Below are 25,648 nucleotides of genomic sequence, written 5' to 3' on the forward strand. Positions count from 1 at the left end.
GCAATCACCGTAAATCGTCAGGGATGGAAACCGCTGAGAGGCCAGCGATCGCCCGTAAATTCTGTACCCGCAACAACTCCACAAAATTCAGCGGAAAGCGGTTCTCAATGCGTGCAACGGATTCAATCGCTCCCATCAGATGCCGGGCTGCATCCTGCTCTGAATAACCGCGCCGCAATGCAAACTGAACGGCTGTTTCATCCGCTTCAATTTCCTGCTTGGAGCTTTGATTCTCCTTCCAGATCTGCCAGCCCGCCCAACCCGTCAAGGCACCGGCTGCCACCACACCCACGGCATCCCCCTGTACTAGCTCAACCACACTTCCCAGAGCCCCCACTAAAGCCAGCCCGCGCTGCCAATCCACCTTGAACCAGCGAGCAGCGGTTGCCCACACCACAGTACGCAGCAGTAACATGTCTCGCTGGGATTGAGGCAAATCGGCCCACAGGTCAAAATTAATGGCGATCGCCCGATTCCGATCCCAGGGAAGCGGCGGGGATGCTGCAATAATCTGCGTCTGGTCAGGTTTGCTCACCAGCTTGCAGTACATACGACCAGAGGCAGGCATCAGGTCGATCAGGTGTGCCATTTCAGTATCGGGATTCATGGCGGGCATTTTAGAGGATGGGCGATCGCGACGGCAGACTACAGTTTTAAGTCTACGATCTCCCAAATCGACTTTTACAGCACTTCTCGTTTGCATAGGCCACAGCAAATTTTGTGAGAGCCGCACGGAGCCCGGCTCTCACAAAATCAGGACTTACGCATTTGTGTTGTGGGTGGGGTGCGAAGCACCCCACCCACAACACAAATGCGTAAGTCCTGAAAATTTGTAGATGCCAGACGATCAAGAATCGCTATACAACTGAGGTACTGATTACCCTTCTGTATCTATACTGGCTCCCTGCCAAACGAGATTTACAAATGGCTTCTTAAAAGCTATCCGAAAGCCGAATTTAGGGAGAGTAAGGTGCGTATGCACCCGCTCTCCCTCATATCAAATCCGGTTGAAGAACCATATAAGTTGGGCTTTCGGATTGGCCCTTAAAATGTGCAGTGATTAAATGCTTCAACACAGCGTATAAACATCTCAACCCCCAACCCCAAGGCTGTCTCATCAAAGTCAAAGCGAGGATGATGGTGCGGGTACGCCAACCCCTTATCCACATTGGCTGAGCCGAGAAAGAAGTAGCACCCTGGTACCTCTTGCAGGAAATAAGACATATCCTCACCCCCCATGGTCTGGCACTCTGGCACCACACCCACGGGAGTTTCCACCACCGACTCGGCAACAGAGCGAACGAGATCGGCGATCGCCCGGTCATTCATAACAGGAGGATACAGCCTCTGATAATCCAGCGAATACGTTGCCCCAAAACCCTGACAGATGCCGCCGATCAGCTCCCGAATGCGCGTCTCGAAGAAGGTTGACAGTTTCGGGTCGAAGTAGCGCACCGTACCGTTAAGGCTGGCAGAATCAGCGATGACATTGCGAGCACTCCCCGCATTAAATTTGCCTACTGTCACCACACCCGACTGGATGGGGTCCAGATTGCGTGCCACAACGGTTTGCAGGGCGTTGACAATCTGCGATGCGACTACGATCGCATCCACCGTCTGGTGGGGCATGGCCCCGTGACCACCCCGCCCCTGCACCACCAAATCAAACTGCTCAACTGCCGCCATCAAAGCGCCAGCTCGCACACCTACCGTCCCCAGAGGCAGGTTATTCCAAAGATGAAGCCCAATAATAGCATCCAGCGACGGATTCTCTAGCGCCCCCGCATCAATCATCGGCTTGGCTCCTCCTGGCCCCTCCTCCGCAGGCTGGAAGATGAATTTGACCGTACCCGCTAACTGCTCGCGATGTTGCATCAGGTAATAGGCTGTACCCAGGGCGATCGCCACATGCCCATCATGACCACAGGCATGCATTCGTCCCTCATGCTGCGATCGATACGGCACCTCATTCGCCTCGTGAATCGGTAGCGCATCCATATCGGCCCGAATGCCCAACACCGGCCCTGATTGGCTCCCTTCGATCAGCGCCACAATCCCTGTCTCTGCCACTCCAGTCTGGTGAGGAATCCCCCACTCCTGCAACTTCTGCGAAATAAACGCCGAAGTCAATTTCTCCTTAAACCCTAATTCTGGCTTTTGGTGCAGCCCTCGCCGCCATTCCACGAGCTGTGCCTGCAACGAACGAATCTCAAGCCGAATACGAGATGCTTCGATGGGCAAGGGTTTCAGAGTAGTTGCGACCATAAGGATACGAGTGAATAAGGGATTGTATACAATCTAGCGTTTTAATGATGGCGATGCGGAAAGTTAAATTGATGACTATTTGGAAAAGCCGTAGATTTATTGTGAGACGAAGATCCCCGATTTTTCTAGGAAAAACCGGGGATCTGAAATTAGTTATGTGTTCTTCGTGTGTTTCTTATGCAAATAATCGAAAACACTCTTGTCACCAATATCGGCAGGAATGTCTTGAAAGGCTTTGCGTACCGCGAATACCAACATCAACATAGCCCAGACGGAAAGGAGAATTTGCTCGGCTAAAGGGGGAAGTAAGCCAACCATGTGACCCACCAGTAAAAAGGGAACAACGGGCGTCAACACCTTTGTTTCCAAACGGTTGAAGCAGAAGGCTTCCTTAAAGAAGATCCCTGTTAAGGCCGCAAAGGTAAAACCAATCCCCAGGATCGTGATGGGATGCTCATAAACTGTGACGGCAAACGGTTCGGGGTAGAGATGAGAGATGGCGATCGCCGCCACAACTCCCACCACCCAAAACGCTTGCAACGCCCGGTGCAACGCCGCCATATAAATATGAATGGTGAACAAACTCACCCCCAACGCCAGGGTAAACACCGTGTAGAGGGCTGAGATAGCATGTTGCACTACCTCCGAGTCAGGCTGACGGAGTACGAGGGTGGTGGCGATCGCAAAACTCAAAGCTGCCACCATCAGAGCCGAGCGATAGATGAGGACGCCTTTGCGATCGTCATCGGTAATCGTAAACTCCCCAAACTGCCCCTGATACATCACTGGGATTGGCGTCATTGAATCTTGCATAGCGCTATTTCCCTTAGCATTTTATAGAGTTGGTGGATGGGCGTTCGCATCATCCTGTCATATCTCCCATCATAGTAGGAAGCATGAGGGGTCATTTGAAAAGGGCGCTTTTTCGTGGCCAGAAAACCCAGAAAACACGCCGTTTCACTAGCGTTTCAAACGGCTTCTTTCATAACCCTGTAGGCTTCAGCGCCTTTAAAGCGCTGAAAATCTGGTTGTTTTTGTGAGAGCCGCGCGGAGTGCGACTCTCACAAAAACAACCGTGGCTAATTCAAGCGCAAAGCACTGTAATATTGCTATCTAGGCCAGAGCGATAAATTAGTAGTCTTTCCTCTAACCAAATTGAAGTTGCACTGGATCTCCTACGGCAACTCCCAACTGTTCTTGCGCATTGCCAGCATTCACTGCCACTTCGACCCATCCGTGGCTACCGACAAGTGCAACCAGATTACCAGCGGGAACAGCGCTGTAAGCGGTGCTTCGAGGCAACTGGTGATTGTGGATTTGTAGAACCCACGTGGGATTCATCACGAGTTGGGCAGGAATGTTGGTAATTAAATTGCCAAAGCCATCAATGTATTGGATACAGCCCACTAAACCATTTCCCTCCTGCTCGCAGGGAGGGATGGGTAAGCGGATGAGGCTGGCGGGGGCGATCGCCTCCCCCAAGTTTTCCAACGGCACCCCGCGTGCCAGATGCGCCCCCACCGCGGCAAAGATGTCTCGCCCATGGAAGGTAGCACTGGGGTCGGGGGTGCGCCAATAGAACAGATTGGTTAGCTCGACGGCTGCGACAATGGGCTCTTGTTCCAGCACACCGCTGAAGAGGCCATTGTCGGGGCCGACAAGGAAGTTGCGGGTGGTTTGGAGAGCGATCGCTCGCCGCCTTCCTCCCACCCCCGGATCCACCACTGCCACATGTACCGTCCCAGCCGGGAAAAAGGGCACCGCATTCATCAGATTGAAGCGCCCAGCGGCAATATCTTGGGGTGGAATCTGGTGAGTCAGATCAACCACTTGCACCGTGGGGTTAATGTCCGCAATCACTCCCTTCATGACGCCCACATAAGCGTCTTTCAAACCAAAGTCTGTTAGCAAAGTCAGCAGTCGTGATCCGCCGCGCCTCACTCAACTCGCTCCTGGTGGTATCGTTGCCCCCAGGCGTGCATGGCATCCAGAATCGGTTCCAAAGTGCGGCCCAGGGGTGTCAGAGAATACTCTACCTTAGGCGGCACCTGGGGATAAACCTCTCGGTGAATAATGCCATCATCCTCTAACTCGCGGAGTTGCTGAGTCAGCATTTTTTGTGTCACGCCGTTGAGGGAACGGTGCAGTTCGTTAAAGCGCTTCACGCCGTTGAAGAGTTCGTGGAGAATCAGCACTTTCCAGCGGCCACCAATGATGTCGAGGGTGGTTTCGACGGCGCAGGTGAGGCGATCGCCCCCTGTCATCAACGGTTGGTCACCAATAGCCTGAACGGAAACCTCATAGGTGCTTTCCATCGCTCGAAAACCTCAGGAAACTCGAATAGTATCTTTTTGGGTAGTACCTTACTTTTAAGTGCATACTTCCCTTATCTGATGTACTTACTATAAACTCAAATACATCGGAACAAAGATGAATATTTACTTCACTCCAATCCGATACACCCAGGCAGTGGTGATGCACTCGTAGACATACAAACTGCTCAGGTGCATACCTTCGTTCTTCATAGTTTGATGATTTCTACAGACTGACGGTCAAAAGTTCCGCGTTTCTTCTCCCGTAAACCCTCACACGTCTGGAGCTGATTCAGCAGGTCTTCCAATTGGTCTAATGCTATTTCACTGGTCGTTTCATAGATGTTTGAGTGACAGCGATCGCCTCGATTAATCGACTCAATTTGTTTCTTCCAGCTTGAATCTTCGACTGCTTAAACAATCCACAAGTCTATTCCTTAAATCATTCCTTAACCCTTCAGGAGGCTTTTCTCAATGATTACGCTCCGTCCTTCTAACGAACGCGGTCATGCTAACCACGGTTGGCTAGATAGCTATCACACCTTCTCTTTCGCCAACTATTACGATCCTGAGCACATGGGCTTCCGTGCCCTGCGGGTCATCAACGAAGATCGCGTCGCCGCTGGCCGAGGCTTTGGCACTCATCCCCACCGCGATATGGAAATCATTTCCTATGTCCTATCTGGTTCGTTAGCTCACAAAGATAGCATGGGTAATGCCGCCACCATTACCACGGGCGAAGTGCAACGCATCACAGCAGGTACGGGCATCGCCCACAGCGAGTTCAATCCTTCCGATCAAGACCCCGTTCATTTCCTGCAAATTTGGATTCTGCCGGATACCACTGGCCTACCCCCCAGCTACGACGAGAAGTCCTTCCCAACGGAAGTGAAGCAAGGGCAATGGCGGCAGATGGCGGGCCACAATCCAGCGGATGGAGCTGTTCACATCAATCAGGATGTGGATCTCTACGCGACCGTGCTGACGGAGGGCGAAACCCGCTCTTTTGAACTGCGCCCCGATCGTTATGCTTGGGTACAAGTCGCGCAAGGCAAAATCACCCTCAATGGTCAATCCATGGAAGCCGGAGATGGTGCGGCGGTTAGCGATAAAACGCTGTTAGAGTTGCAAGCCCATAGTGATGCGGAAGTGTTGCTGTTTGACCTGGCATAATCGAGCCCAATAACCACCAGGGGGGTGAGGCGATCGCCCCCCTTTCCGTCCTACTGTAAAGATGATGTAAGCCGAGAAGATCTATGGCCCTGGGAATGCTGGTGGATGGCAAATGGACATCCAAACGTGAACAAGAAGACAAACAAGGACGGTTCGTTCGTCCTTCCACAACCTTTCGTCATCACATCACTGCCGATGGTTCAAGTGGGTATAAAGCGGAGCGCGATCGCTATCACCTCTACGTTTCTCTCGCGTGTCCTTGGGCACATCGTACATTGATTATGCGATCGCTTAAAGGGCTTACCGACATCATCACCGTTTCCATTGTCGATCCGTTTATGGGGGATGATGGGTGGTTCTTCTCAGATTATCCGGGTGCCATTTCTGATGATGTGAATGGAGCACAGTATCTCCGTGATCTCTACATCAAAGCAGAGCCCAGTTATACTGGGCGCGTCACCGTTCCTATTCTCTGGGACAAGCAGACAGGCACCATCGTTAATAACGAGTCTCGCGAAATTATTCGTATCTTCGACACCGAGTTTAGCGAGTTCGCAAAACCCGATGTGGACTTGTATCCCAAAGACTTACGCCAGAGCATTGATGAAACCATCGATGCCATTTACCAGCCAATTAACAACGGGGTTTACCGCGCCGGATTTGCTGTTAAACAAGAGGCTTACGAAGAAGCCGTTACCGAACTTTTTGAAGCGCTAGATCATTGGGATCAGGTGTTGGGCAAACAACGCTACCTCTGCGGCAACCAGTTAACGGAAGCAGACGTTTGCATGTTTACGACGCTGCTTCGCTTTGACCCGGTCTACTATGTTCACTTCAAATGCAACCTGCGCCACATTTGGGATTATCCCAATTTGTCTGGTTACCTGCGGGATATTTACCAAACCCCTGGTGTTAAGGAAACCTGCAATCTGGATCACATCAAGCAACACTATTACCGCAGCCATCCGGGCGTGAATCCTCATGGAATTGTTCCACTAGGTCCGGTGATGGATCTGGATCGTGAACATGGGCGCGATCGCCTTTACCATTAGCAACTCTTTCTGAATACGTAAGTTGGAGATTGAATTGGACGAAGTAAAATCTAATCTCCAACCTACGTTGTATAGCTCTAAGTGATTATCCAATTTCAGCTATAAACTTTATAAGTCTTACATGCTAGTTCTAATAACTTCTCTTACGACTTCAATCAATCCAGGCAAATTTTTTCTCATTGCTTCTCTAGTACTTTGAACTGTAGTTCCCGAGCGGGAGTGCCCTATCTGATTTCGCAACTTCGTATAAATCGTTTCAGGCATACCTGATTTTCTTGAATAGAATGGAAGGTTAGTATGTATATTGGGTTGTTTAGTAATAACAAATTTGTCTACTTGCTCTTGCTTATCTCCCTTAAGTGAAAGAATTATATTGTATAAAGCCATGAATTGAGCGAGTGGATCTTCTAGGCCAATAGCAAAGTAGAAGAAGTCATAATACATGTAGTTAGGATTATCTCTCCTCTCCAGTAGTGCTCTCAGAGGCTTGAGTGCTGCTGCTGAAAGTAGGCAACTTCCAATCACTCTAGTGTGAAACTGTTGATTGAGTTCTGAGCTCCCAGCAACAATTTCAGAAGTTTTATTCGCTGAAAACTCTACTACTTCTTTTCTAGTCACTTGGTGAAACGAACTAAATTGAAAAGCGATGAGCTTTATTAGTTCAAAAGCAACTTCTTCAGCCTTAAGAAGCGCAAAATCACGACTATTTTGATTTTTAATTTTGACTATTAAAGTTAGTCCTTGCACAATAGAGGATGCAATAGTAACACCTACAACATCCTTGTCTGGATATTGAATTTCAGTTGGTTCGAATACTAATCCAGAAAAGTTACCCTGAAATACTACTTGGCCTTCAAACATCTTCTCTAGTTCGTAATTTCTGGGTCGGATTTATCTATATTCACTTTACATAACTTACGTGATGACACGAGAAAAGCTTTTTTGAATACCATATATTATTCTAACAAATCTAAAACCCCCGGTAATACCAGGGGTTTGGAACTAAGCAGAGTTAGAAATATAGAAACCTTAACCTAACAAGCTCCGCAGCATCCACGCAGTTTTCTCATGCACCTGCATCCGCTGGGTGAGCAAATCCGCAGTCGGCTCATCGTTCGCCTGCTCCACAGTTGGGAAAATGGATCGTGCCGTGCGAACTACTGCTTCCTGACCTTCTACCAACTTGCGAATCATTTCCTCTGCTGGGGGTACGCCCGCCTCCTCGCTGATAGATGAGAGGTTCGTAAATTCTTGATAGGTGCCCGGAGCCGGGAAGCCAAGGGCACGAATTCGTTCGGCTATGAGATCTACTGCCAGTGCTAGTTCGGTATATTGCGTCTCAAACATCAAATGCAATGTTTGGAACATCGGCCCGGTCACATTCCAGTGAAAATTATGGGTTTTTAAATAGAGCGTATAGGTATCTGCCAGGAGTCGGGAGAGCCCTTGAGCAATCTCTTGACGAGCATTCTCTTCGATTCCGATATTGATGGGCATAGCCTGCATTTTGAGGTATCTCCTTGTCCGATAATAATTCCACCTTAGTTGGTAAAGTAGCCCTTGCCGATAGTACCGTTAGATAGATGTTTGCGGATTGGGCTCTAAAAACTCTTGTGTTCGTTGTTCGGACTTTTCGCGCCCGAACAACGAACACAAGAGTTTTCGGTTTTGCTCAAGCGATCGCCCCACCCCATCCCCTCATCCCCGATAATGAGAAAGATGGTTTACAGTTCTTCACCATGCCACGAGATCTGCGGGGATTCCTCAAGCTCCTTGAACAGCGCGGCCAATTGCGGCGCATTACCGTTCCGGTAGACCCGGAATTAGAAATTGCTGAGATCAGCAATCGGCTTATGCAGGGAGGAGGCCCAGCGCTGCTATTTGAGAACGTAAAGGGAGCAGCGCATCCTCTGGCAATCAACGTTATGGGCACCGTCGAACGCGTCTGCTGGTCGATGAACATGGAGAAGCCCGAAGATTTAGAAGGACTGGGCAAAAAACTGGCGATTTTGTATCAACCTCGCCCTCCTAAGAAAATTTCCCAGGCGGTGGAGTTGGGGAAAGTGCTATTTGACGTGATCAAGGCCAAACCCAATCGAGATTTCCTGCCACCCTGCCAGCAAGTTGTCCTCAAAGGAGACGACGTAGATTTAACCAAGCTTCCCCTGCTCAAGGTCTACCCTGGCGATGCTGAGCGAGTGCTAACCCTGGGGCTAATGATTACCAAAGACCCCGAATCCAAAATTGTCAACGTCGGGGTGTATCGCCTCCAGTTGCAGAGCAAAAATACCATGACGGTGCAGTGGCTCTCTGTGCGGGGGGCAACTCGGCATTTGCGTAAGGCCGCTGAGCGGGGCGAGAAATTGGAAGTGGCAATGGCTATCGGTGTTGATCCCCTCGTCATCATGGCCGCTGCTACTCCCTTGCCCATTGACCTCTCCGAATGGCTCTTTGCCGGGTTATATGGTGGCGAAGGGGTTCACCTGGCCAAGTGCAAAACGGTGGATCTGGAAGTCCCAGCAGATGCAGAGTTCGTGTTGGAAGGGACGATTACTCCTGGTGAGACTGCTGTTGATGGCCCAGCCGGGGATCACATGGGTTTCTATGGTGGCGTCAACGAGGAAGCCCCGTTGATCCGCTTCCACTGCATGACCCACCGTAAAAATCCGATTTATATGACGACCTTCAGTGGTCGGCCACCCAAAGAGGATGCGATGATGGCGATCGCCCTCAACCGCATCTACAACCCCATCCTGCGCCAACAGGTACCCGAAATCGTTGACTTCTTCCTGCCAATGGAAGGATTGAGCTACAAAGCCGCTATCCTCTCCATCGACAAAGCCTATCCTGGTCAGGCACGACGAGCAGCCATGGCCTTTTGGAGTGCACTGCCTCAGTTCACCTATACGAAGTTTGTCATTGTGGTGGATAAGGAAATCAACGTTCGTGATCCCCGTCAGGTCATGTGGGCCGTAACCTCCAAGGTAGACCCGGCGCGAGACGTGTTCATCCTGCCCGATAATCCATTCGATCGTTTGGATTTTGCGACAGAGCGAGCAGGTCTGGGTAGCAAGATGGGGATCGATGCCACGACTAAGGTATATCCCGAAACCGATCGCCCCTGGAATGAAGAACTGAAGCCTGATCCCGCCACGGCTGAACTAGTCACTCGCCGTTGGGCTGAATACGGGCTGGCTGACTTGAAACTCGACGACGTTGATCCCAACCTATTTGGTTACGACATTCGTTAACAGAAATAGGAACACGGTCATGCTTCAAAAGTGTGGTTATGAGAAGGGACGCGAAGTTCCTTCTCATAACCATCCACATGTCTAGGACAGCACCACCGAGACTAGTACGCTGAGGCAGAAATCCATCACCTATGTTTTGTGTGGGGTGCTTCGCACCCCACACAAAACATAGGTTGCGAACTTAGGCCGCAGCCTACTAGCAATCCCACTTACAACTCGCTGAACGGCACCCGAATATACTCCGGATCCGACATCCCCAGAATTTGCTCCATGTCGGCTTCCATTGGGGTTTCGCTGACGAGAATAATGAAGTCTCCTACATCATCAATCAAACTCATATCGATGGTGTATTGGCGGAAGTGGTAGAGACGACGGCGTTTCTTCAGAATCCGGCGAATACCATATTCCTGAGTTAGCTGAAGACTGATGGGAAAGGGATCTGAAACCGATCGCTCTTCCAAAATCACAAAACCTCCATCTTGCGCTTGAAGTTGCAGCAGGTAGGTACCTGTGTTGTCCTCCACAATTTTCAACACCTGTCCTTCCGGCTGTTTGAAATAGGTTTCAACCCCTTCAATCTCTTGCTCAAATCGAGCGCCTATTTTGAGGAGACGCAGTTCTAGAAGAGAGAAGTCAGGGATCCGGGCTTTGAGTTCTCGCAACATGGCAATCAGGATAGTGTTCTATATCTGAGGATGAGGGACCACTCCCCACTGGCAGGTTTGGAAGATAACCCGATCGGGGCACTCTAATTTAAAGACTTTAAGTTTTACTGGAAACGGTTGACTTTCTAATGCACCCTAGATCTGTTTGTGCGGATTCTTAGGCGAGCGCTCTGTAAAGATCATCACGACCTCTACAGTTATGTGACAAATCCCAATTCCTCCATTACAGGCACCACTCCACCAAACCGCAATTCCCCAAAACCCTTTCACCCTGAACGGGGGAATGCATAAGATAACCCATAATTTTCCTTTAGCAAGGAGTAAATAGTTATCCTATGTAAAGTGTGGCCTGTAACAAATTGCAAATATTGCAAGAGAGTGATACATTCCCTTCAAATGCAAAAAACGATACAAATCTTCGCTTTTAGCAACCATGTCTCCATCCGTGTCGCCTGCTCCGTTACCCTCTAGTCTTGCCAGCCATCACTCTACAGGTCGTGGTCAGATTACCCTACGGCAGGCCGATCCGTCTAATCCTTTACGATTGATTGCGCTGGGAGACAGCCTGGTTTATGGCTTTGGTGATCCTGAAGGCGGTGGCTGGGTCGAGCGGTTGCGGCGGCGCTGGATGATGCCCGACACGCCCGGACATGTGGTGTACAACCTGGGGATCCGAGGCGATGGGGTGCGGCAGGTATTGCAACGGTTAGAGGACGAGTTTAGTAAGCGGGGCGAATTACGTCATCGCGTACCCGATTGCATTATCCTGTCCGTTGGCACAAACGACTCTGCCCGTGTGGGCCGGCCTACTGGACGAAACTTCACAGCCTTTGATGATTTTGAGAACGACCTCGGGGAACTGCTCAGCCGGGCACAGCGCCTCTGCCCGGTCATCTTTGTCGGCATGACACCCGTGGACGAACTACGCATGCCCTTTGCCGGGATTCTGTATTACACCCACGACGATCAATATCGCTATAAAGAAGCAACTCGTTTAGCCTGTGAAGCTCGACAGATTCCTTACCTGGATATTTTTGAGTTGTGGAAGCAACGGGGCGATCGCTGGTGGCAGTCTCGCCTCTCCGCTGATGGCTTGCATCCCAATTCTGCTGGATATGCCTCGCTATTTGAGGATTTCCTGGCCTGGGACTGCGGTTATGATTGGGAACCTGGCCGCCAGATGGCTGTTGTATAAGGCGAATAGCGTTGCGGTATTCAGCAAGGCCATTTAATCGAGCTTCTTAAGGGCAATGAAGCCGCGCGATCGCTCAGCACATGGATCTTTATCTACGCAAGCTTGATAAAGTTGAGCGATCGCACAGTTCCAAAATCGTGTATATCGCTTAGGGTTGGTGTCTGCGACGGTGACAATCTGGGTCAACGAGTTGTAATCCGCGAGTAGCGCGAAGTGGCCCCCTTCTAAATTGGGGTTCTTGTGAGCGATGCGAGTATTAAAATTGAGAATGTGAATGTCAGTGTGGTCGGCGATCGCCTGCTCAATTTCCTGAGTAAAAACCTCCAGGGTCAGGGCAGGTTGATCACAGTGCTCAATCCGAACCGATATCGGCAATCCCATTTTCTCAACATATTTGAGGCAGGTATCAAAGGTCTCTGCCAGGGTCATGCCGTCATCCAGTACGGAATGAAGTGGAATACGGGTGACGTAAAAAATGTCATCAACCGTCGTGGAGTGGCCCAGAGCACTAAAGGCGTAGGCGATCGCTGTCACATTACAACATCGCAATGGTTGTTGAAATTCCAATAATTTAATAGAGGTTAGATCCGTTGACATATAGAACTATTCGCAGTCCCATACTAAGTTGGTAGGAATTTTGGATAGGGAAATAGAATTTTCCTATCCAAAATTCCTACCAATCTAACCAATCTTTTTACAGAAAAGTTTATTTTTTCTCACCTTCCCGAAATTTACGCCTGTTTGTTGTGTGTAGTGTGCTTCGCACATCACACACAACAAACAGGCATTAAATATAGCGGGTTTGTGTAAGCCCTACTTCTAACAAGAGATCCGGTTAAAAAACATACTATCCAGGTGTGCAGCGCAATGCACCCCACGACAGCAATTCTCACGATGAACTCTCGGCTTTGAAGCCTGAAAATAGCCCGCCGAAGGCGGGCTATTTTCAGGCTTCAATTCAAAACGAGAATGGCTGACCACACGACTGCATATTCAAGTTGTAGAGTCAGTCTCTAAAACAGTACCTTCCAGCGTCGTATTCTCTAGAATGGCACCGCTCAAATCTGCTTCGTCCAAAGCAGCTTGCGTCAGGTCTGCATCTTGGAGATCGGCGACTGTTAGATCGGCCCCCGTCAAATCCGCTTCAACTAAACGCGCTCCCACGAGCTTGGCTCCACTCAAATCGGCATCATTTAGACTGGCTTTATCCAGGGCAGCAGCTTGTAAATCCGCTTTGCTGAGATCAGCTTCAGTCAAATCCGCTTTGGTCAAATCAGCCTCACTCAAATCAGCATCGCTAAGACTGGCCCGATCCAAAACAGCGGTTTTCAAATCGGCCTGATTCAGAATCGTGCGATCGAGAATGGCACCTTCCAAAATCGCGCCATCGAGAATCGCATCGCTCAAGTCTGCATCACTCAAATTCGCTTCAGTCAGGTTTGCGCCCTTCAGAGTTGCGCCTCCCAAATGTGCTTCCGTCAAATTTGCCTGAATTAAGTTCGCACCATCCAGGATGGCACCGTGAAGGACGGCACCGCTGAGGTCAATACCTTCCAGCTCAGCCCCTCTCAAATCAGCGATACTGAAATCCCGTTCTCCAGCCGCATATTTTTGCTTCAATTCTTTAACGTCCATGTCTGCCATCCTGCCCTTTTAGATAAGAGATTCAGAGGTTGTTTGAAGGGACTTTGAAAAGGTGAGCTTGCAAACATCCGCTGAAGCTTTATTTACTGCGAATAGTACTCACCATAAAGCAGCAACAACATGGCAACCCCATTCCATAGAGGTAACTTCCAGCGTCCATTAACATTCACAGGACGTACACATTCACACCCGTTGTTGCAGGTAAAACCCACCACACGACATGAATGCATGGATTTATGAAAAAGGATGTGGAACTGTAGTTTCACATCCTTTTTCATAGATTTATTTAGCAACAGCCAAATTCTGTTGTCATTAGGGATGAACGGTTTCATCTGGCATCAGGGCGCCCTTGAGATTTGCCCCATTCAGCTTTGCTCCATCCAGCTTTGCCGCGCTGAGATCGGCTTCAGATAGATTGGCATCGGTGAGGTTAGCATTCGTCAAATCTGCAGTTCGCAGATACGCACCCTGGAGGCTGGTACCACTGAGGTCGGCTCCGCTTAAGTTAGCCCCTGTCATAGCCGCTTTTTCTAGCACAGCCCCACTTAAATTACTACCGCTGAGGTTGGCATGGTCGAGCAAAGCAGAAGAGAGGTTAGCACTGCTGAGATCCGATCCGCTTAAATCAGCTTTATTGAGCAATGCTCCGCTGAGATCCTGACCATTGAAATCCTGGCCTTTCAGGTCACACTCCGCACACTGTCGAGTTTTCAGAAAATCCTCACGGGGGTCTGTTTTCCCGCAGGCACTCAGGAGGGTCAGGCAACCCGTCAGCATAAGAGCAGTCAAAACGCGATGAGACATTGTTCTGTTCTTTTCGTAAATAAAAACGTTAGACATAGCACAAGATTCAAGACTCAGCCCCAGAACGGTAAATCTGGCGGCTGAGTAAAATCACCGGAACCATCCCCACCAACACCACCGCCAGAGCCGGAAATGCTGCCTCTGCTAAACGCTCATCGGAGGCAAGTTGGTAAGCCCGAATAGCCAGGGTATCGAAGTTGAATGGGCGAATGATGATCGTTGCAGGAAGTTCCTTCATCACATCCACAAAGACCAGCAGGATGGCGGTGATGAGGCCCCCGCTCATCAGCGGCACATGAACTCGGCGGAGGGTTGCAGCAGGACTGTAGCCCAGGGAACGGGAGGCATCATCCAAGCTGGGCTTGATCCGGCCGAGGCTGGCTTCGACAGAGTTAAAGGCGATCGCCAAAAAACGAACCAGGTAAGCAAAAATGAGCGCGACAATAGTACCACTTAACAGCAATCCGGTAGAGATGCCAAACGTCTGACGCATCCACGCATCCAGAGCATTATCAAAAGCGCCTAGAGGCACCAGAATGCCAACAGCGATGACCGAACCAGGGATAGCATAGCCCATAGAAGCCAACCGGACTGAAGCTTGCATAGGGCGATGGGGATGTAGCCGCAAGCCATAGGCCAACAGCAGGGCGATCGCCCCCGCCAGCACCGCGGCCAATCCTGCCAGGATCAAGCTATTGCGGGCATACTGCCACAAGCGCTCATCCGTAATCTTATTGCTATGGCGCAACCCCATCTGCAACAGCAGAATCGCCGGAAGCACAAATCCAAGGGCGATCGGGCTCAGACAGGTGAACCAAGTAACCCACTTGCGCCATCCCTGCAAACGGTAACGGGTGGGAACGGTACGATAGCCCGTCTGGTAATACCGTCCTCGACGCCGAAACCATTGCTCCAGCCAGATCAGGCACAGCACGAACAGCAGCAGTAGCGCAGCCAGTTGGGTCGCTGCAATCCGTTCACCCATGCCAAACCAGGTGCGGTAAATCCCAGTCGTAAATGTATCGACGCTGAAATACTGAACGGTGCCAAAGTCGCTCAGGGTCTCCATCAACGTCAGGGCCGTACCAGCGGCGATCGCCGGACGCGCCAACGGTAATGCTACCCGCCAAAAACTTTGCCAGGGGTTACAACCCAACGTACGGCTGGCTTCCAGGGTGCGGTTCGATTGCTCCAAAAACGCCACCCGGGTTAGCAAGTAGACGTAGGGATACAGCACCAGGGTAAGCAGCGCGATCGCCCCTCCCAACGAGCGAATATTCGGAAACCAATATTCACTCGCGGCCTTCCAGCCAAACAGGAATCGTAGACCTGACTGCACAGGGCCGTAGTACTCCAGAAACTCAGTGTAGGTAAACGCCAGAATGTAAGCTGGAGCTGCCATGGGTAGCAGCAACGCCCATTCCAACCAGCGTCGCCCTGGAAAGTGGCACATCGTCACGAACCAGGCCGTAGATACCCCTAAACCCACAACACCGATCCCCACTCCAACCATCAGTAGCAGAGAATTGAGGATATAGCGGGCTAAGACCGTTTCTGCTAAATGCTGCCATACCTCCACTTGCGGGGTGAAAAGCCCTGCCATCACTACCAGCACAGGGGAGAGGATCAGGAGGGCGATCGCTCCTACCAGCACAGACCAGCCCTGGGCCATCCCCTTACTGAAAACAAGATTCAGCAGAGAAGGAGGAGATTTCGGGGAAGAAGTTTGGGCAGATCTCATGCGATGATAGGAAAAATGGGAAGTACTGGCGAGTCGCAGGTCGAAATTGGAGCCTCTTTATTGAACTTTAATCGCAATAAGTGAGTCAACTTCGTTATGGTATCAGTTAAGACTTGCCCGTAGTCAACTATTACAAACCTGACGCATCCGAAATTTCTATGGCCTCAATTTTGTCTCTGGAGGGGGTTTCCCATCAGTTTTCTGGTTGCCCGTCTCCCGCCGTGGCTGATGTTAGCCTAAATCTGGCAGCGGGGGATATCCTTGCCCTCCTGGGGCCATCGGGTTGCGGTAAGACGACGCTGCTACGGCTCATTGCCGGATTCGAAACCCCGCAGCAGGGACGCATTGTCATCGACGGTACTCCGGTTTGCGGCACCCACCATCATGTCCCTCCGGAGCGACGATCCGTCGGCATGGTGTTTCAAGACTTTGCCCTGTTTCCTCACCTGACGGTAGCCGAGAATCTCGCCTTTGGGCTGCAACGACTCAGCAAAGCCACCATCCAAGAGCGCGTTTCAGAAGCTCTAGCCCTGATTGGCTTACAAGGCTTTCAATCTCGCTACCCCCACGAGCTTTCGGGCGGCCAGCAGCAACGGGTGGCTCTGGCTCGCGCCCTGGCTCCCCGCCCCAGCCTGGTGTTGCTCGATGAGCCTCTGAGCAACCTGGATGTACAGGTACGCGTGGCACTGCGTCAGGAAATCCGGGATGTGTTGAAGGCAACGGGTACCTCAGCGGTCTTCGTCACCCATGACCAGGAGGAGGCGATGGCGATCGCCGACCAGGTTGCCGTCATGCGAACCGGGCACATGGAACAACACGGCACCCCCGAAAGCCTTTATCACGAGCCCACATCCCGCTTCGTCGCCGAGTTTGTGACTCAGGCAAACTTCCTTAAAGCCAACCAGAAAGGCCAGGTATGGGAAACCGAGCTAGGCACCTTTGGCACCGCTCTGGTGCAGTGTGCCTGCAATGTCCTGTGGACGGATGACCACCACGCGACTCGCTCCGGTGAGTTAATGATTCGCCAGGAAGACGTGGTCCCCGTGGTGGATGAAGCAGGGGCTGTAGTCGTGCGCGATCGCCAATTCCTGGGCCGCGAATATCGCTACACCTTAGAAACTCTCTCTGGCCAACTTCTTTATGCTCGTACCTCCACCCGCACTCAAATCCCCGTGGGTACAAGGGTCAGCCTTAACTTCAGCAACGCCATCCTCCGCTTCTTCCCAGACGAAGTCTCCGTTGTGGATGCTGTAGCCGCCCCGATCAGATAGCGATCGCTGTACAGCGCTTTTCAAGCGCTTAAAATGTGGTTGTTTTTGTGAGAGCCGCACTCCGTGCGGCTCTCACAAAAACAACCGGGGTTGATTCAAGCGCAAAGCGCTGTATATACCCCAGCAAAGAGGCTTTATTGCAATGCAATAAAGCCTCTTTGCGCATGGGTGCTTTGCCCTCATTAACAACGGGAATATAGCGATGTGCAAGTGCGTTAAGTACAGCAACGGTGGTGTGGGGCACGAAGTGCCCCACACCACCGTACTTAATCAACGTGCACAGCGCTATAAATCAGCAAACGCGTTACGGAATTTCCTTATAAGAGTGGGAATTCTGATGGTAGTCGCATCCAAATTCCCCCATGCCATCTTCCACAACGCCCCTGAGCAGCAGCATTCGCAACATTCAAACCCTGCTGATGTCGTTTCACCCACTGATTGTGATTGAAACCGTTGAGGAGGAGCGGGTACAAACGCTACTGCAAACGGTAACTGGGGAAATGAAGCTAACCCTGTTTGAATGGAGCTCGACCCAGGGATTGGTGCGATCGCCCGGCTCCAGCTCTAATTGGGTGAACGAATACGCCCCACCGACCCAACGCCCTACGGCTTTTGAAGGCACGGATGATCCTCTAAAAGCCTTAAAGCAAGTTGAAGAAAACACAGTGAAAGGGGTGTTCTGGCTCAAGGACTTTGGCAAGCATTTAGACAACGACCCCGTACTCGTGCGGCAATTTCGAGAGTTAACGCAGCAGTTTGCGCAGAAAGCTTCGGCTCTAGTGGTATCGGGAGATAGCGTTAAACTCCCCCCCGAAATTGCCCACGATGCCGTGTACTTTGACTTAAAACTACCGGGGCAGGATGAACTATATCAGGTCGTTCTAGAAGTTATCCGCGCGCTCAAAGCGAAAAATCGTCTTCAGTCCGAACCTATTGAGTTAGAGCTGCAATCCCTCGTGAAGGCACTGGCGGGAATGACCTTAAAGCAGGCACGTCAGGCGATCGCCTACGCAGCCATGGAGGACGGCAAACTGACGATCGACGACATCGCCAAAATTCTCTACCGCAAAGCCCAAATGATTCGGGAAGGGGGCGTGCTGGAGTATTTCCCCGTGGACGATCGCCCGCTCAACCTGGGAGGATTTGCAGGGCTCAAGCGCTGGCTCGATCGCGCCAAAGTCGGCTTTAGCCCCCGAGCTATCGAGCTCAATTTAACCCCACCCAAAGGCATTTTGATTGTAGGGATCCAGGGCTGTGGCAAATCTCTGGCCGCCAAAACCATTGCCCAATCCTGGAAATTGCCATTGCTCAAGCTAGACGCGGGTCGCCTCTACGACAAATATGTGGGCGAATCCGAAAAGAACTTTCGGCAAGCGGTCGCCCTAGCAGAAACCATGGCCCCTGCCGTCTTATGGATTGACGAAATCGAGAAGAGCTTTACCACCAGTGCCAGTGGCGGGGATGCGGATGGAGGCTTGAGCCGCCGCCTGTTTGGCTCCTTACTCACCTGGATGCAGGAAAAATCTCAGGAAGTTTTTGTCGTAGCAACCGCCAACGACCTATCCCAGGTGCCTCCTGAGCTGCTGCGTAAGGGCCGTTTTGATGAAGTCTTTTTTGTCGATTTACCCAATGAGCAGGAGCGAGGCGTCATTCTACAAGCCCACTTACTGCGGCGGAAGCAGGTTCCCCGCCAATTCGACTTTCCGGCTCTGGTACAAGCATTAGAGGGATTCAGCGGTGCGGAGATTGAACAGGCTGTTATTTCCGCTCTGTACCATGCGCTACACCTGAATCAACCCCTCGATACCCCCCTGCTATTACAGACCATCAAATCCACTATCCCTCTCTCAGTATCACGCCGGGAGGAAGTGGACAATCTGCGGGCGATCGCCCAGGAACGCTTCGTCAGCGTTCGATAATGCCAGTTTGGGGTAAGGGTGTTCTCGAGAACACCCATTTTGACGTGCGCTTCGCGCACGTCAAAATGGTTAAGTAACCTCAGTTCGGGATAAGCTGAAGTGCTCATTTTGGCGTGCGCTTTGCGCACGCCAAAATGAGCGTTTTCGAGTGCCGCGCGTTGCGCGGCACTCGAAAACGCCCTTAACCCGAACTCAGGTTAAGTAGCTTTCTACTGAACAGAATAGGTGGTAGCAATCCATACGGCACAATGAAGAGTGCTGTTAATTCCTGTCTGCTATGACAACACCTCAAGAAACCATCAAACTGGATCAATTCCTCAAACTCTCACAAGTTGTACAAACGGGAGGCGAGGCTAAGCTCTTGATTCAGTCTGGAGAAGTGATGGTTAACGGAGAAATAGAAACCCGCCGAGGACGCAAGTTAGTGGTAGGCGATCGCGTTACCGTCTATGGCGAAACTATTCTCGTCGAAGACGACCCAGACAACCCGTAGAAGTGGATGAGTGGATGGGTTTTAGCGGTTTTGTCCCGTACTGGGGCTTCGCCTGCTCAGGGTATGAACATTAAGAAACCTCAGACTTCACCGAAGGAGCAGCATCCACTCCAGCATTTCTCCCCGATAGAGAAATCGAGCCAAGGCGAGAGAACGGATAAAACCGAAAAACAGCTCGCCCAATAATATTGGGCCGTGGGAGAAAGCCCCATACATGAGAGTCGTTGCTGTTGTTACGATTATCCCCCATCACGAAATATGCACCTTCTGGGACATGAATTGGGGGCAGTATGTAGTCGGGAGGAGCAGCAATGTAATTCTCCTGCAGGGGTTGCCCGTTCAGCACCACCTGGCCACCCCGCACCTCCAAAATATCGCCTGGTTCCCCAATAATGCGCTTAATAAACGCCTGGTCTTGCCCATAGCCCAGCTCCTCCAGCACAGCCGGAGGATGGAACACAACAATATCGCCATGAGCCGGGGGCCGAAGCCGATAGGACACCTTCTCAACGACCAGGCGATCGCCCACGGCCAACGTCGGCACCATCGAGTCAGATGGAATAAACCTCGGCTCTGCAATAAAGATACGAATTACCAGGGCCAAAGCCAGGGCAATGACCAGAAATCGAATATTCTCCTGCTGCGATCGCCAAAACCCTGCTTCAGGAGCCTTGCTGGCACTTGCCTGAGTAGAAGTGGATTCGGTTTGAGGTGAGGGATTCGCAGCCATAGAGTTTTCTGTCGGAACGTGCTTATTGATTTTAGGCGATCGCTCACAACAATAGGCTGAACAACCCTCGGTTGCCCTTTTGGTCGCTTCATGACCAAAAGGACAAGGGGTGCATCCCACTTTGTAAGTGGGTTTCCAAACTTGCAAAAGTGGGATGCACCCAAGGGCAAAGGGCAGGGGTACTAAAAGGCCACGAACTTTTCTGCACGAACTTGTGCCCAGGATGCTCCCAGAGAGAGTACGGCATCCTGTAACTGAGAGACGCGATCGCCTACCGCACAAATATCGATATCCGCAATATGCAGGTTAAGCGGCAGTTTCGAGAGCACTGACTCCACCGGGCTGTTCAGCACTTCGATGTAGTGGAAGGTGGCCCAGGTTTGTTGGAGCGATCGCCACACATCTGCATAAGGCAAGCAATCCGGCGTCTCAGGATTGGCCTGAATTAACCAGACTGGGCGGCTAAACCGCTGCTCCGCTAACCATTCGATATGGCTCTTGACAGGGGCGATGCCAGATCCCTCGGCAATATAGAGACGAGGGCGATCGGGGCACTCTGCCAGAGTCATCATCCCATAGGGACCCCGCACCGAGATTGTATCCCCGGGCTCCAAATCCTGAATATAGGCCGAACTCCAACCCACCCGTGAAACACATAACTCCACTTCTGGGCACTGAGACGGGGACGATGAGATGGAATAAATTTTGGTGAACTGTTTACCGTCTCGCTCAAACTTGGGCCATATTGCCTGTCCTGGCAAAAATCGGAAGGATTGATCATGGAGCCGCAACCGAATTGATTTGATGGTGGGAGAAAGCTGGGTAGAGGCCACAACCGTTGCCCAGCAATCCATCGGTTGGGATGGACGTAATACTTCGTAGCTCTGCATAGTCTCCTTGCCGTACATGGCACGCCTGCAAAACAGGCTCCGCAAATTTCTGGCTCAACAATTCACGAGGAGACATTGTAGCCTGGACACCGCTGCTTTTGATAAGGTTTTGGCACGGGGAAACGATTGATTTTCCGTTTAAATCCTTCTTTTGAAGCACACCCTATGAACGACACAACAGGTTGGTATGTGGTAAAGCGCCCGGAAGGCTCTTGCGAGATTGTCGCAGTCGAGGTTGGTCAAACCCTGGAGGAGGGAACAGAACGATGGGGCCCATTCGCGTCCCAGAGCGAGGCGTTCGCCCGCCGCGTAGGTTTAATCCGTGCTGGCAAATGCCAACCTATCTAAAAAGCCTATGAAATGAATGCTTTTGTGCCTAAACGGCACAAAAAGCTCGTTTAATGTGGGTTTAGAGAACGGGACTGACGGGGCTCGAACCCGCAACTTCCGCCGTGACAGGGCGGTGCTCTAACCAATTGAACTACAGTCCCAGACTGCCCGCTGCGCCCTCAACAAGTCGTTCAGAACGCTTCGGATAATCAGCATATCAAACAATAGCGACAGTATTCAACTAATTTCAAAGATTACCAGCAATTCTCATTTTGAAATCAGGCCCGAAAACCGCGCGCCTTCGGCGCGCGGTTTTCGGGCCTCAAAGCCAAGAGTTCACGCCCTACGGGCGTGAACTCTTGGCTTTGAGGCCCATACTGAGAATTGCTGAAAGATTACTCATGGCTATTTATAGCCTTTGTCGCGCTAGCTGGGATATCAGGCGTGAGAGAGCAGTGCTCCCACTCCTGGCATCCAGCAGCATTTCTACAAGACAGAAGCGGCTAGCACAACGTGCTAGCCACTTCTGTCTTGTAGAAATTGAGTTCAAGGAACGGGACTGACGGGGCTCGAACCCGCAACTTCCGCCGTGACAGGGCGGTGCTCTAACCAATTGAACTACAGTCCCTTGCGGTGTGCTTCATTTGGCACAATTTCTATTGTGCCGATGAGCGTGTGTTTTGTCAAACATTTTTTGAAAATTTCTTAGGCTCTGCCTTTTCCAGCGTTATAGCTTCTCAAAGGTAGGGTAGGGATTGGCTTGAATGAAGTCGATGAGCCAGTTTTTAACGTGGAAGGTGGCAAGGCAATCATCTTCGTTGTAGCGCAGGATGGCATCGCGGAAGGCGCGATCGCCCGTTCGCCGCCATTCGGCGTACCAGAAGATAGACTGGGCACCGTTCGCATCCGCATCACGCCAGTCAAAGCCAACCCAACGGGCGATCGACTTCAGAGCATAGCTCTCTACGGGCAGCACCGCCACTCGGGTAATTCGCTCATGCAAATCCACAAATCGATCAAGAATCGACTCAATCTGCTGAGAGGGAGTGCTGTATTGAGCCCCTAGACGTCGCACCGTCTGTACTTCAAACGGGCAGAAGTGGTAAACCGGAGCATCGGGATACATCTCCATAAGAGCCAAAAATTGCTCCCAGACAATCCCTTCCTCGTTAGGGTGGTCTGCCATCAGGGGATAGAAGGCTTCAGTATTGTCCGTGCGATCGGCCACCAGGACACCGTGGAGGTACACCAGATTTTGCTCAGGGGCGGCCTCAATATCGAAATAAAGCTCGATAGGAGCAGTGGGTAGCTCTCTGGGAGTGAGTAAAAGCTGCGGCTCCTCACCGGGGAACAAAGGCCGGGGGAGGGCACGATTTTGGATGGCAGCACGGGCCTGCTGGATCAGACGATAGGCGACCTGGGTGCCAAAGCCGGGAAGCGATTCTAACCGCCGAGGTAAGGTTGTAGCCAACGCCTCAAGGGTTGTGAGTTGAAGATTGCGAAGGTACTGGAAACGACTAGGAGTAACCCCTGGAAGAAGCGAAAGGTGAGCTTCTTGCTCAGCCTGCTCGTAGCAATGGCTAAACCAGTGGCAGAGGTCACAGCGATTATGGGCAATAAAGACTTCCGGTTCCTGCTGCAATTGCAGCATTGCGACGCAGCTATCTAAAATCTCCCGCATCTGAGGCAGCAGTTCGGCCACATAGACGGCATAGGCCCCCCGTTGACGCAGCACCAGCCAGCTCTCTGCTGACCAGGCCTCCTGAACCTGCGCCAGAACATAGGCATGATAAGCCGACGTCAGCTGGTAGTCGAGCTTGGGCCGCTTGCCCAAACGAATGTCGCTAGGGACGTAGTGCCAGTCTCCAAACGCAGAGGGGCCAGGCTGTTTGATGAGAAGGTCAGGAATACTAACGAGCCAGATGCCGGGTTCATGCTCCATCAACAGCACGCCTCGGGCAATGCGCTCAACCCCCTGACGCATTAGGTCGAGCGTTGCGATCGCCCCCGCCCACCAATCTCCCTGAGGATATTGGGGTTGCCGTGTCCCTTCGGAGCCGAGAACCGCAACCTGATGGGCCAGACTATCCTGACGCAATTTCTTGAGATAGTCACTGGGGGGGTCGCGATGTTGAAGATCGCCGTAAACGTTCAGGTATGCCCGACGATGGCAGCGTTGAAAGTCAAATAGTAGATCGTCAGTAATCCAGAGGTCGGTGGGCTGAGGCTGGCGCACACCATCTGGAAAAAGATTATGACGGGGAGTGGGCAGTGGAATCGGGGAGGCAGAGCTATTGTCCTCAGCCTCCTGTCGCCGTAATGGGTAAGGGCTAGCGGACACAATCCTCCATGCTGAGGCAGCGAGGTTGTTTCCTCGTGAGCCTAAGCACTGGACAATGGACGAAGCGGAACGAAGCCATGAGAAACCCGTTGAAGAGACAGTCTCGGTGTGATTCTTAATTAAGACTCTAACCCGATTTCCCGTTATTGTAACTGTTGTGCCTTAAATCCGACATTTATACCTTGTATTTAACTTGAATTCGGGTTAAGGGCTTTTTCGAGGGAGGCTACGGGGAAGGGACAGAGTGAACTCCCTCTGGGGTCTAACATAAATAGGTACACAGGCTATGTACGGTAATTCGTAGCCTCTTTTCTACCGTCATATGACCCAAACTTTCGATGCTCGCTCGACTCTGGTGAACCACCGTCAGCATTTTCCTGCCCTGCTGAACAAGAGTTATTTCAACTATGGGGGTCAGGGGCCAATGCCCCAAGGGGCGATCGACGCTCTCCTGAAGGCACACCTCTACGGCCAGGAGCATGGCCCCTTCTCCCGCAAAATTGGCCAGTGGGAAACTCAGCAGATGAGCGAGACACGGGGGGCGATCGCCACAGAGCTTCAGGTTTCCCCCACTACGATTACACTGACCGAGGCTGTTTCGACCGGGTGCAATATTCCCCTCTGGGGGTTGGACTGGCAGCCGGGGGATCAGGTGCTGGTGTCCGACTGTGAGCATCCCGGCATTGTGGCCGCTATCAACGAAATCTGCCGACGGTTTGGGGTTGAATCGAGAACTTTTCCGCTGCTGGATACCCTGAATACTGGGGAGCCGGTAGAACGGTTGCAGCAGGGGTTAACGCCTAAAACCCGGATGGTCGTGCTGAGCCATATTCTATGGAATACGGGCCAAGTGTTACCCCTCAAGGAAATGGTAGAGGTATGCCATCAGTACCCAGGCGATCGCGGCCCTGTGAGGGTGCTGGTGGATGCGGCCCAGTCCGCTGGAGTGCTGCCCTTGAGTTTGGCGGATACTGGTGTGGATTTCTATGCCTTCACCGGGCATAAGTGGTTCTGTGGCCCGGCAGGATTGGGTGCGCTGTATGTCAGCCCTGAGGCGATGGACGTGATTCATCCCACCTATGTTGGCTGGCGTGCCATTACTCAAACACCTGAAGGACAACCCACAGGCTGGTTACCGGATGGGCGACGATTTGAAGTGGCGACTTCGGATTACACATTACTTCCGGCGTTGCGGGAGGCGATCGCCCTTCACAACCGTTGGGGGACAACGGCAGAACGCTTCAGCCGGATCTGTCAGCTCAGCGGTTACCTCTGGCGACAGCTTCAGACCGTAGACGGCATTGCGTGTTTGCGGGCAACGGCACCGGAAGCAGGGCTTGTGTCTTTCACGGCGGCAAACCGCGATCCAGGCCCAGTGGTACAGGCTTTAGAAGACCGAAACATCTTCGTACGGGTCATTCGCCATCCCAACTGCATTCGGGCTAGCGTTCACTACCTCACGCTAGAATCCGAGCTGGATCAGTTGGTGGAAGCGTTGCGAGAAATTTTGGCCGCTTAGTTTCCTCATGCTGATGGTGGCCCTTCACCACCATTCATGGGCCAGTCCTCCAA

At 51.7% G+C, this 25,648-nt stretch carries 24 protein-coding genes and 2 tRNA genes; 9 read left to right on the top strand and 17 right to left on the bottom strand.

Translation table 11 applies throughout. The features are described from left to right. Nucleotides 1-4: 4 nt before the first annotated feature. The 5 genes from H6F91_RS24300 to H6F91_RS24320 form a co-directional block, all read right to left on the bottom strand. A complete protein-coding gene (locus H6F91_RS24300) occupies nt 5-703 on the bottom strand; it encodes a DUF3318 domain-containing protein (protein WP_242035954.1) in 699 nt (232 codons plus the stop codon). A 341-nt stretch (nt 704-1,044) separates the two neighbouring features. Further along, nucleotides 1,045-2,265: a M20 family metallopeptidase gene (locus H6F91_RS24305; RefSeq protein WP_190773903.1), complete on the bottom strand. Its 1,221-nt coding sequence runs from the start codon at nt 2,263-2,265 to the stop codon at nt 1,045-1,047. A 153-nt stretch (nt 2,266-2,418) separates the two neighbouring features. Further along, nucleotides 2,419-3,078, bottom strand: coding sequence for a DUF2301 domain-containing membrane protein (locus H6F91_RS24310; protein WP_190773904.1), 660 nt, complete (start codon nt 3,076-3,078; stop codon nt 2,419-2,421). Between the two features lie 333 nt (nt 3,079-3,411). Then, nucleotides 3,412-4,206, bottom strand: a complete 795-nt coding sequence (locus H6F91_RS24315; RefSeq protein WP_347280080.1) for an SAM-dependent chlorinase/fluorinase — start codon at nt 4,204-4,206, stop codon at nt 3,412-3,414. Then, nucleotides 4,203-4,529 (bottom strand): helix-turn-helix domain-containing protein, encoded by a 327-nt coding sequence (locus H6F91_RS24320; protein ID WP_190773921.1) that lies wholly within the window; start codon nt 4,527-4,529, stop codon nt 4,203-4,205. Before H6F91_RS24320 ends, H6F91_RS24315 begins: the two co-directional genes overlap by 4 nt. Nucleotides 4,530-5,051: 522 nt before the next feature. Between H6F91_RS24320 and H6F91_RS24325 the strand changes: the two genes are divergently transcribed. Then, complete coding sequence (locus tag H6F91_RS24325; RefSeq protein WP_190773905.1) at nt 5,052-5,750, top strand: pirin family protein; 699 nt, start codon at nt 5,052-5,054, stop codon at nt 5,748-5,750. A gap of 83 nt (nt 5,751-5,833) precedes the next feature. Then, nucleotides 5,834-6,802 carry a glutathione S-transferase family protein gene (locus tag H6F91_RS24330; protein ID WP_277874455.1) on the top strand — a complete coding sequence of 323 codons (969 nt, stop codon included), beginning with the start codon at nt 5,834-5,836 and terminating at the stop codon, nt 6,800-6,802. A 117-nt stretch (nt 6,803-6,919) separates the two neighbouring features. Here the strand turns inward: H6F91_RS24330 and H6F91_RS24335 are convergent, their stop codons facing one another. Then, entirely contained in the window at nt 6,920-7,663 is a 744-nt protein-coding gene (locus H6F91_RS24335) for a hypothetical protein (RefSeq protein ID WP_190773906.1), read from the bottom strand. A gap of 168 nt (nt 7,664-7,831) precedes the next feature. Beyond that, nucleotides 7,832-8,308 (bottom strand): Dps family protein, encoded by a 477-nt coding sequence (locus tag H6F91_RS24340; RefSeq protein ID WP_190773907.1) that lies wholly within the window; start codon nt 8,306-8,308, stop codon nt 7,832-7,834. 233 nt (nt 8,309-8,541) lie between these two features. Here H6F91_RS24340 and H6F91_RS24345 point away from each other — a divergent pair, with 233 nt between their 5' ends. Next, nucleotides 8,542-10,053 carry a UbiD family decarboxylase gene (locus H6F91_RS24345; RefSeq protein ID WP_190773923.1) on the top strand — a complete coding sequence of 504 codons (1,512 nt, stop codon included), beginning with the start codon at nt 8,542-8,544 and terminating at the stop codon, nt 10,051-10,053. Between the two features lie 209 nt (nt 10,054-10,262). On the opposite strand, the gene H6F91_RS24350 is transcribed toward H6F91_RS24345, so the two are convergent. Then, nucleotides 10,263-10,718 carry a hypothetical protein gene (locus tag H6F91_RS24350; RefSeq protein WP_190773908.1) on the bottom strand — a complete coding sequence of 152 codons (456 nt, stop codon included), beginning with the start codon at nt 10,716-10,718 and terminating at the stop codon, nt 10,263-10,265. Nucleotides 10,719-11,151: 433 nt separating this feature from the next. Between H6F91_RS24350 and H6F91_RS24355 the strand changes: the two genes are divergently transcribed. After that, nucleotides 11,152-11,913 (top strand): GDSL-type esterase/lipase family protein, encoded by a 762-nt coding sequence (locus tag H6F91_RS24355; RefSeq protein WP_190773909.1) that lies wholly within the window; start codon nt 11,152-11,154, stop codon nt 11,911-11,913. Nucleotides 11,914-11,946: 33 nt separating this feature from the next. On the opposite strand, the gene H6F91_RS24360 is transcribed toward H6F91_RS24355, so the two are convergent. From H6F91_RS24360 to H6F91_RS24375, 4 genes are all read right to left on the bottom strand, one after another. Continuing rightward, nucleotides 11,947-12,510, bottom strand: coding sequence for a phytochelatin synthase family protein (locus H6F91_RS24360; RefSeq protein ID WP_190773910.1), 564 nt, complete (start codon nt 12,508-12,510; stop codon nt 11,947-11,949). Nucleotides 12,511-12,906: 396 nt separating this feature from the next. Continuing rightward, nucleotides 12,907-13,548 carry a pentapeptide repeat-containing protein gene (locus tag H6F91_RS24365; RefSeq protein WP_199308022.1) on the bottom strand — a complete coding sequence of 214 codons (642 nt, stop codon included), beginning with the start codon at nt 13,546-13,548 and terminating at the stop codon, nt 12,907-12,909. Between the two features lie 321 nt (nt 13,549-13,869). Further along, nucleotides 13,870-14,361 (bottom strand): pentapeptide repeat-containing protein, encoded by a 492-nt coding sequence (locus H6F91_RS24370; RefSeq protein ID WP_199308023.1) that lies wholly within the window; start codon nt 14,359-14,361, stop codon nt 13,870-13,872. A 46-nt stretch (nt 14,362-14,407) separates the two neighbouring features. Further along, nucleotides 14,408-16,033, bottom strand: a complete 1,626-nt coding sequence (locus tag H6F91_RS24375; RefSeq protein ID WP_199308033.1) for an iron ABC transporter permease — start codon at nt 16,031-16,033, stop codon at nt 14,408-14,410. Nucleotides 16,034-16,254: 221 nt separating this feature from the next. On the opposite strand from H6F91_RS24375, the gene H6F91_RS24380 reads away from it, so the two are divergent. From H6F91_RS24380 to H6F91_RS24390, 3 genes are all read left to right on the top strand, one after another. After that, complete coding sequence (locus tag H6F91_RS24380) at nt 16,255-17,373, top strand: ATP-binding cassette domain-containing protein (protein ID WP_190773924.1); 1,119 nt, start codon at nt 16,255-16,257, stop codon at nt 17,371-17,373. A 362-nt stretch (nt 17,374-17,735) separates the two neighbouring features. After that, nucleotides 17,736-19,292, top strand: a complete 1,557-nt coding sequence (locus H6F91_RS24385; protein ID WP_190773914.1) for an AAA family ATPase — start codon at nt 17,736-17,738, stop codon at nt 19,290-19,292. A 277-nt stretch (nt 19,293-19,569) separates the two neighbouring features. Next, nucleotides 19,570-19,785, top strand: coding sequence for an RNA-binding S4 domain-containing protein (locus H6F91_RS24390; protein WP_190773915.1), 216 nt, complete (start codon nt 19,570-19,572; stop codon nt 19,783-19,785). A 70-nt stretch (nt 19,786-19,855) separates the two neighbouring features. Here H6F91_RS24390 and lepB read toward each other — a convergent pair whose 3' ends face one another. After that, complete coding sequence (gene lepB / locus H6F91_RS24395; RefSeq protein WP_190773916.1) at nt 19,856-20,515, bottom strand: signal peptidase I; 660 nt, start codon at nt 20,513-20,515, stop codon at nt 19,856-19,858. Between the two features lie 182 nt (nt 20,516-20,697). After that, nucleotides 20,698-21,405 carry an FAD-binding oxidoreductase gene (locus H6F91_RS24400; RefSeq protein ID WP_206754970.1) on the bottom strand — a complete coding sequence of 236 codons (708 nt, stop codon included), beginning with the start codon at nt 21,403-21,405 and terminating at the stop codon, nt 20,698-20,700. 165 nt (nt 21,406-21,570) lie between these two features. On the opposite strand from H6F91_RS24400, the gene H6F91_RS24405 reads away from it, so the two are divergent. Continuing rightward, complete coding sequence (locus H6F91_RS24405; RefSeq protein WP_190773918.1) at nt 21,571-21,753, top strand: hypothetical protein; 183 nt, start codon at nt 21,571-21,573, stop codon at nt 21,751-21,753. Nucleotides 21,754-21,822: 69 nt separating this feature from the next. On the opposite strand, the gene H6F91_RS24410 is transcribed toward H6F91_RS24405, so the two are convergent. The 3 genes from H6F91_RS24410 to H6F91_RS24420 all read right to left on the bottom strand — a co-directional run bounded on the left by H6F91_RS24410 (nt 21,823) and on the right by H6F91_RS24420 (nt 24,076). Next, nucleotides 21,823-21,896, bottom strand: a tRNA-Asp gene (locus H6F91_RS24410). Between the two features lie 393 nt (nt 21,897-22,289). Then, nucleotides 22,290-22,363, bottom strand: a tRNA-Asp gene (locus tag H6F91_RS24415). Between the two features lie 99 nt (nt 22,364-22,462). Further along, on the bottom strand, nt 22,463-24,076 hold the full coding sequence (locus H6F91_RS24420) for a TM0106 family RecB-like putative nuclease (RefSeq protein ID WP_347280081.1): 1,614 nt from the start codon (nt 24,074-24,076) through the stop codon (nt 22,463-22,465). A 322-nt stretch (nt 24,077-24,398) separates the two neighbouring features. Between H6F91_RS24420 and H6F91_RS24425 the strand changes: the two genes are divergently transcribed. Beyond that, nucleotides 24,399-25,595 carry an aminotransferase class V-fold PLP-dependent enzyme gene (locus H6F91_RS24425; protein ID WP_190773241.1) on the top strand — a complete coding sequence of 399 codons (1,197 nt, stop codon included), beginning with the start codon at nt 24,399-24,401 and terminating at the stop codon, nt 25,593-25,595. The last annotated feature ends 53 nt before the right edge of the window (nt 25,596-25,648 follow it).

This window comes from Leptolyngbya sp. FACHB-8, assembly GCF_014695575.1.
Classification (GTDB): Bacteria; Cyanobacteriota; Cyanobacteriia; order Elainellales; family Elainellaceae; genus Vacuolonema.

Bases quoted from the DNA above. Each gene is read 5' to 3' on its own strand.
- H6F91_RS24300 (WP_242035954.1), bottom strand. From the start codon at position 703: ATGCAAACGAGAAGTGCTGTAAAAGTCGATTTGGGAGATCGTAGACTT.
- H6F91_RS24305 (WP_190773903.1), bottom strand. From the start codon at position 2,265: ATGGTCGCAACTACTCTGAAACCCTTGCCCATCGAAGCATCTCGTATT.
- H6F91_RS24310 (WP_190773904.1), bottom strand. From the start codon at position 3,078: ATGCAAGATTCAATGACGCCAATCCCAGTGATGTATCAGGGGCAGTTT.
- H6F91_RS24320 (WP_190773921.1), bottom strand. From the start codon at position 4,529: ATGACAGGGGGCGATCGCCTCACCTGCGCCGTCGAAACCACCCTCGAC.
- H6F91_RS24325 (WP_190773905.1), top strand. From the start codon at position 5,052: ATGATTACGCTCCGTCCTTCTAACGAACGCGGTCATGCTAACCACGGT.
- H6F91_RS24330 (WP_277874455.1), top strand. From the start codon at position 5,834: ATGGCCCTGGGAATGCTGGTGGATGGCAAATGGACATCCAAACGTGAA.
- H6F91_RS24335 (WP_190773906.1), bottom strand. From the start codon at position 7,663: ATGTTTGAAGGCCAAGTAGTATTTCAGGGTAACTTTTCTGGATTAGTA.
- H6F91_RS24340 (WP_190773907.1), bottom strand. From the start codon at position 8,308: ATGCAGGCTATGCCCATCAATATCGGAATCGAAGAGAATGCTCGTCAA.
- H6F91_RS24345 (WP_190773923.1), top strand. From the start codon at position 8,542: ATGCCACGAGATCTGCGGGGATTCCTCAAGCTCCTTGAACAGCGCGGC.
- H6F91_RS24350 (WP_190773908.1), bottom strand. From the start codon at position 10,718: ATGTTGCGAGAACTCAAAGCCCGGATCCCTGACTTCTCTCTTCTAGAA.
- H6F91_RS24355 (WP_190773909.1), top strand. From the start codon at position 11,152: ATGTCTCCATCCGTGTCGCCTGCTCCGTTACCCTCTAGTCTTGCCAGC.
- H6F91_RS24360 (WP_190773910.1), bottom strand. From the start codon at position 12,510: ATGTCAACGGATCTAACCTCTATTAAATTATTGGAATTTCAACAACCA.
- H6F91_RS24365 (WP_199308022.1), bottom strand. From the start codon at position 13,548: ATGGACGTTAAAGAATTGAAGCAAAAATATGCGGCTGGAGAACGGGAT.
- H6F91_RS24370 (WP_199308023.1), bottom strand. From the start codon at position 14,361: ATGTCTCATCGCGTTTTGACTGCTCTTATGCTGACGGGTTGCCTGACC.
- H6F91_RS24375 (WP_199308033.1), bottom strand. From the start codon at position 16,033: ATGGCCCAGGGCTGGTCTGTGCTGGTAGGAGCGATCGCCCTCCTGATC.
- H6F91_RS24385 (WP_190773914.1), top strand. From the start codon at position 17,736: ATGCCATCTTCCACAACGCCCCTGAGCAGCAGCATTCGCAACATTCAA.
- H6F91_RS24390 (WP_190773915.1), top strand. From the start codon at position 19,570: ATGACAACACCTCAAGAAACCATCAAACTGGATCAATTCCTCAAACTC.
- lepB (WP_190773916.1), bottom strand. From the start codon at position 20,515: ATGGCTGCGAATCCCTCACCTCAAACCGAATCCACTTCTACTCAGGCA.
- H6F91_RS24400 (WP_206754970.1), bottom strand. From the start codon at position 21,405: ATGCAGAGCTACGAAGTATTACGTCCATCCCAACCGATGGATTGCTGG.
- H6F91_RS24405 (WP_190773918.1), top strand. From the start codon at position 21,571: ATGAACGACACAACAGGTTGGTATGTGGTAAAGCGCCCGGAAGGCTCT.
- H6F91_RS24425 (WP_190773241.1), top strand. From the start codon at position 24,399: ATGACCCAAACTTTCGATGCTCGCTCGACTCTGGTGAACCACCGTCAG.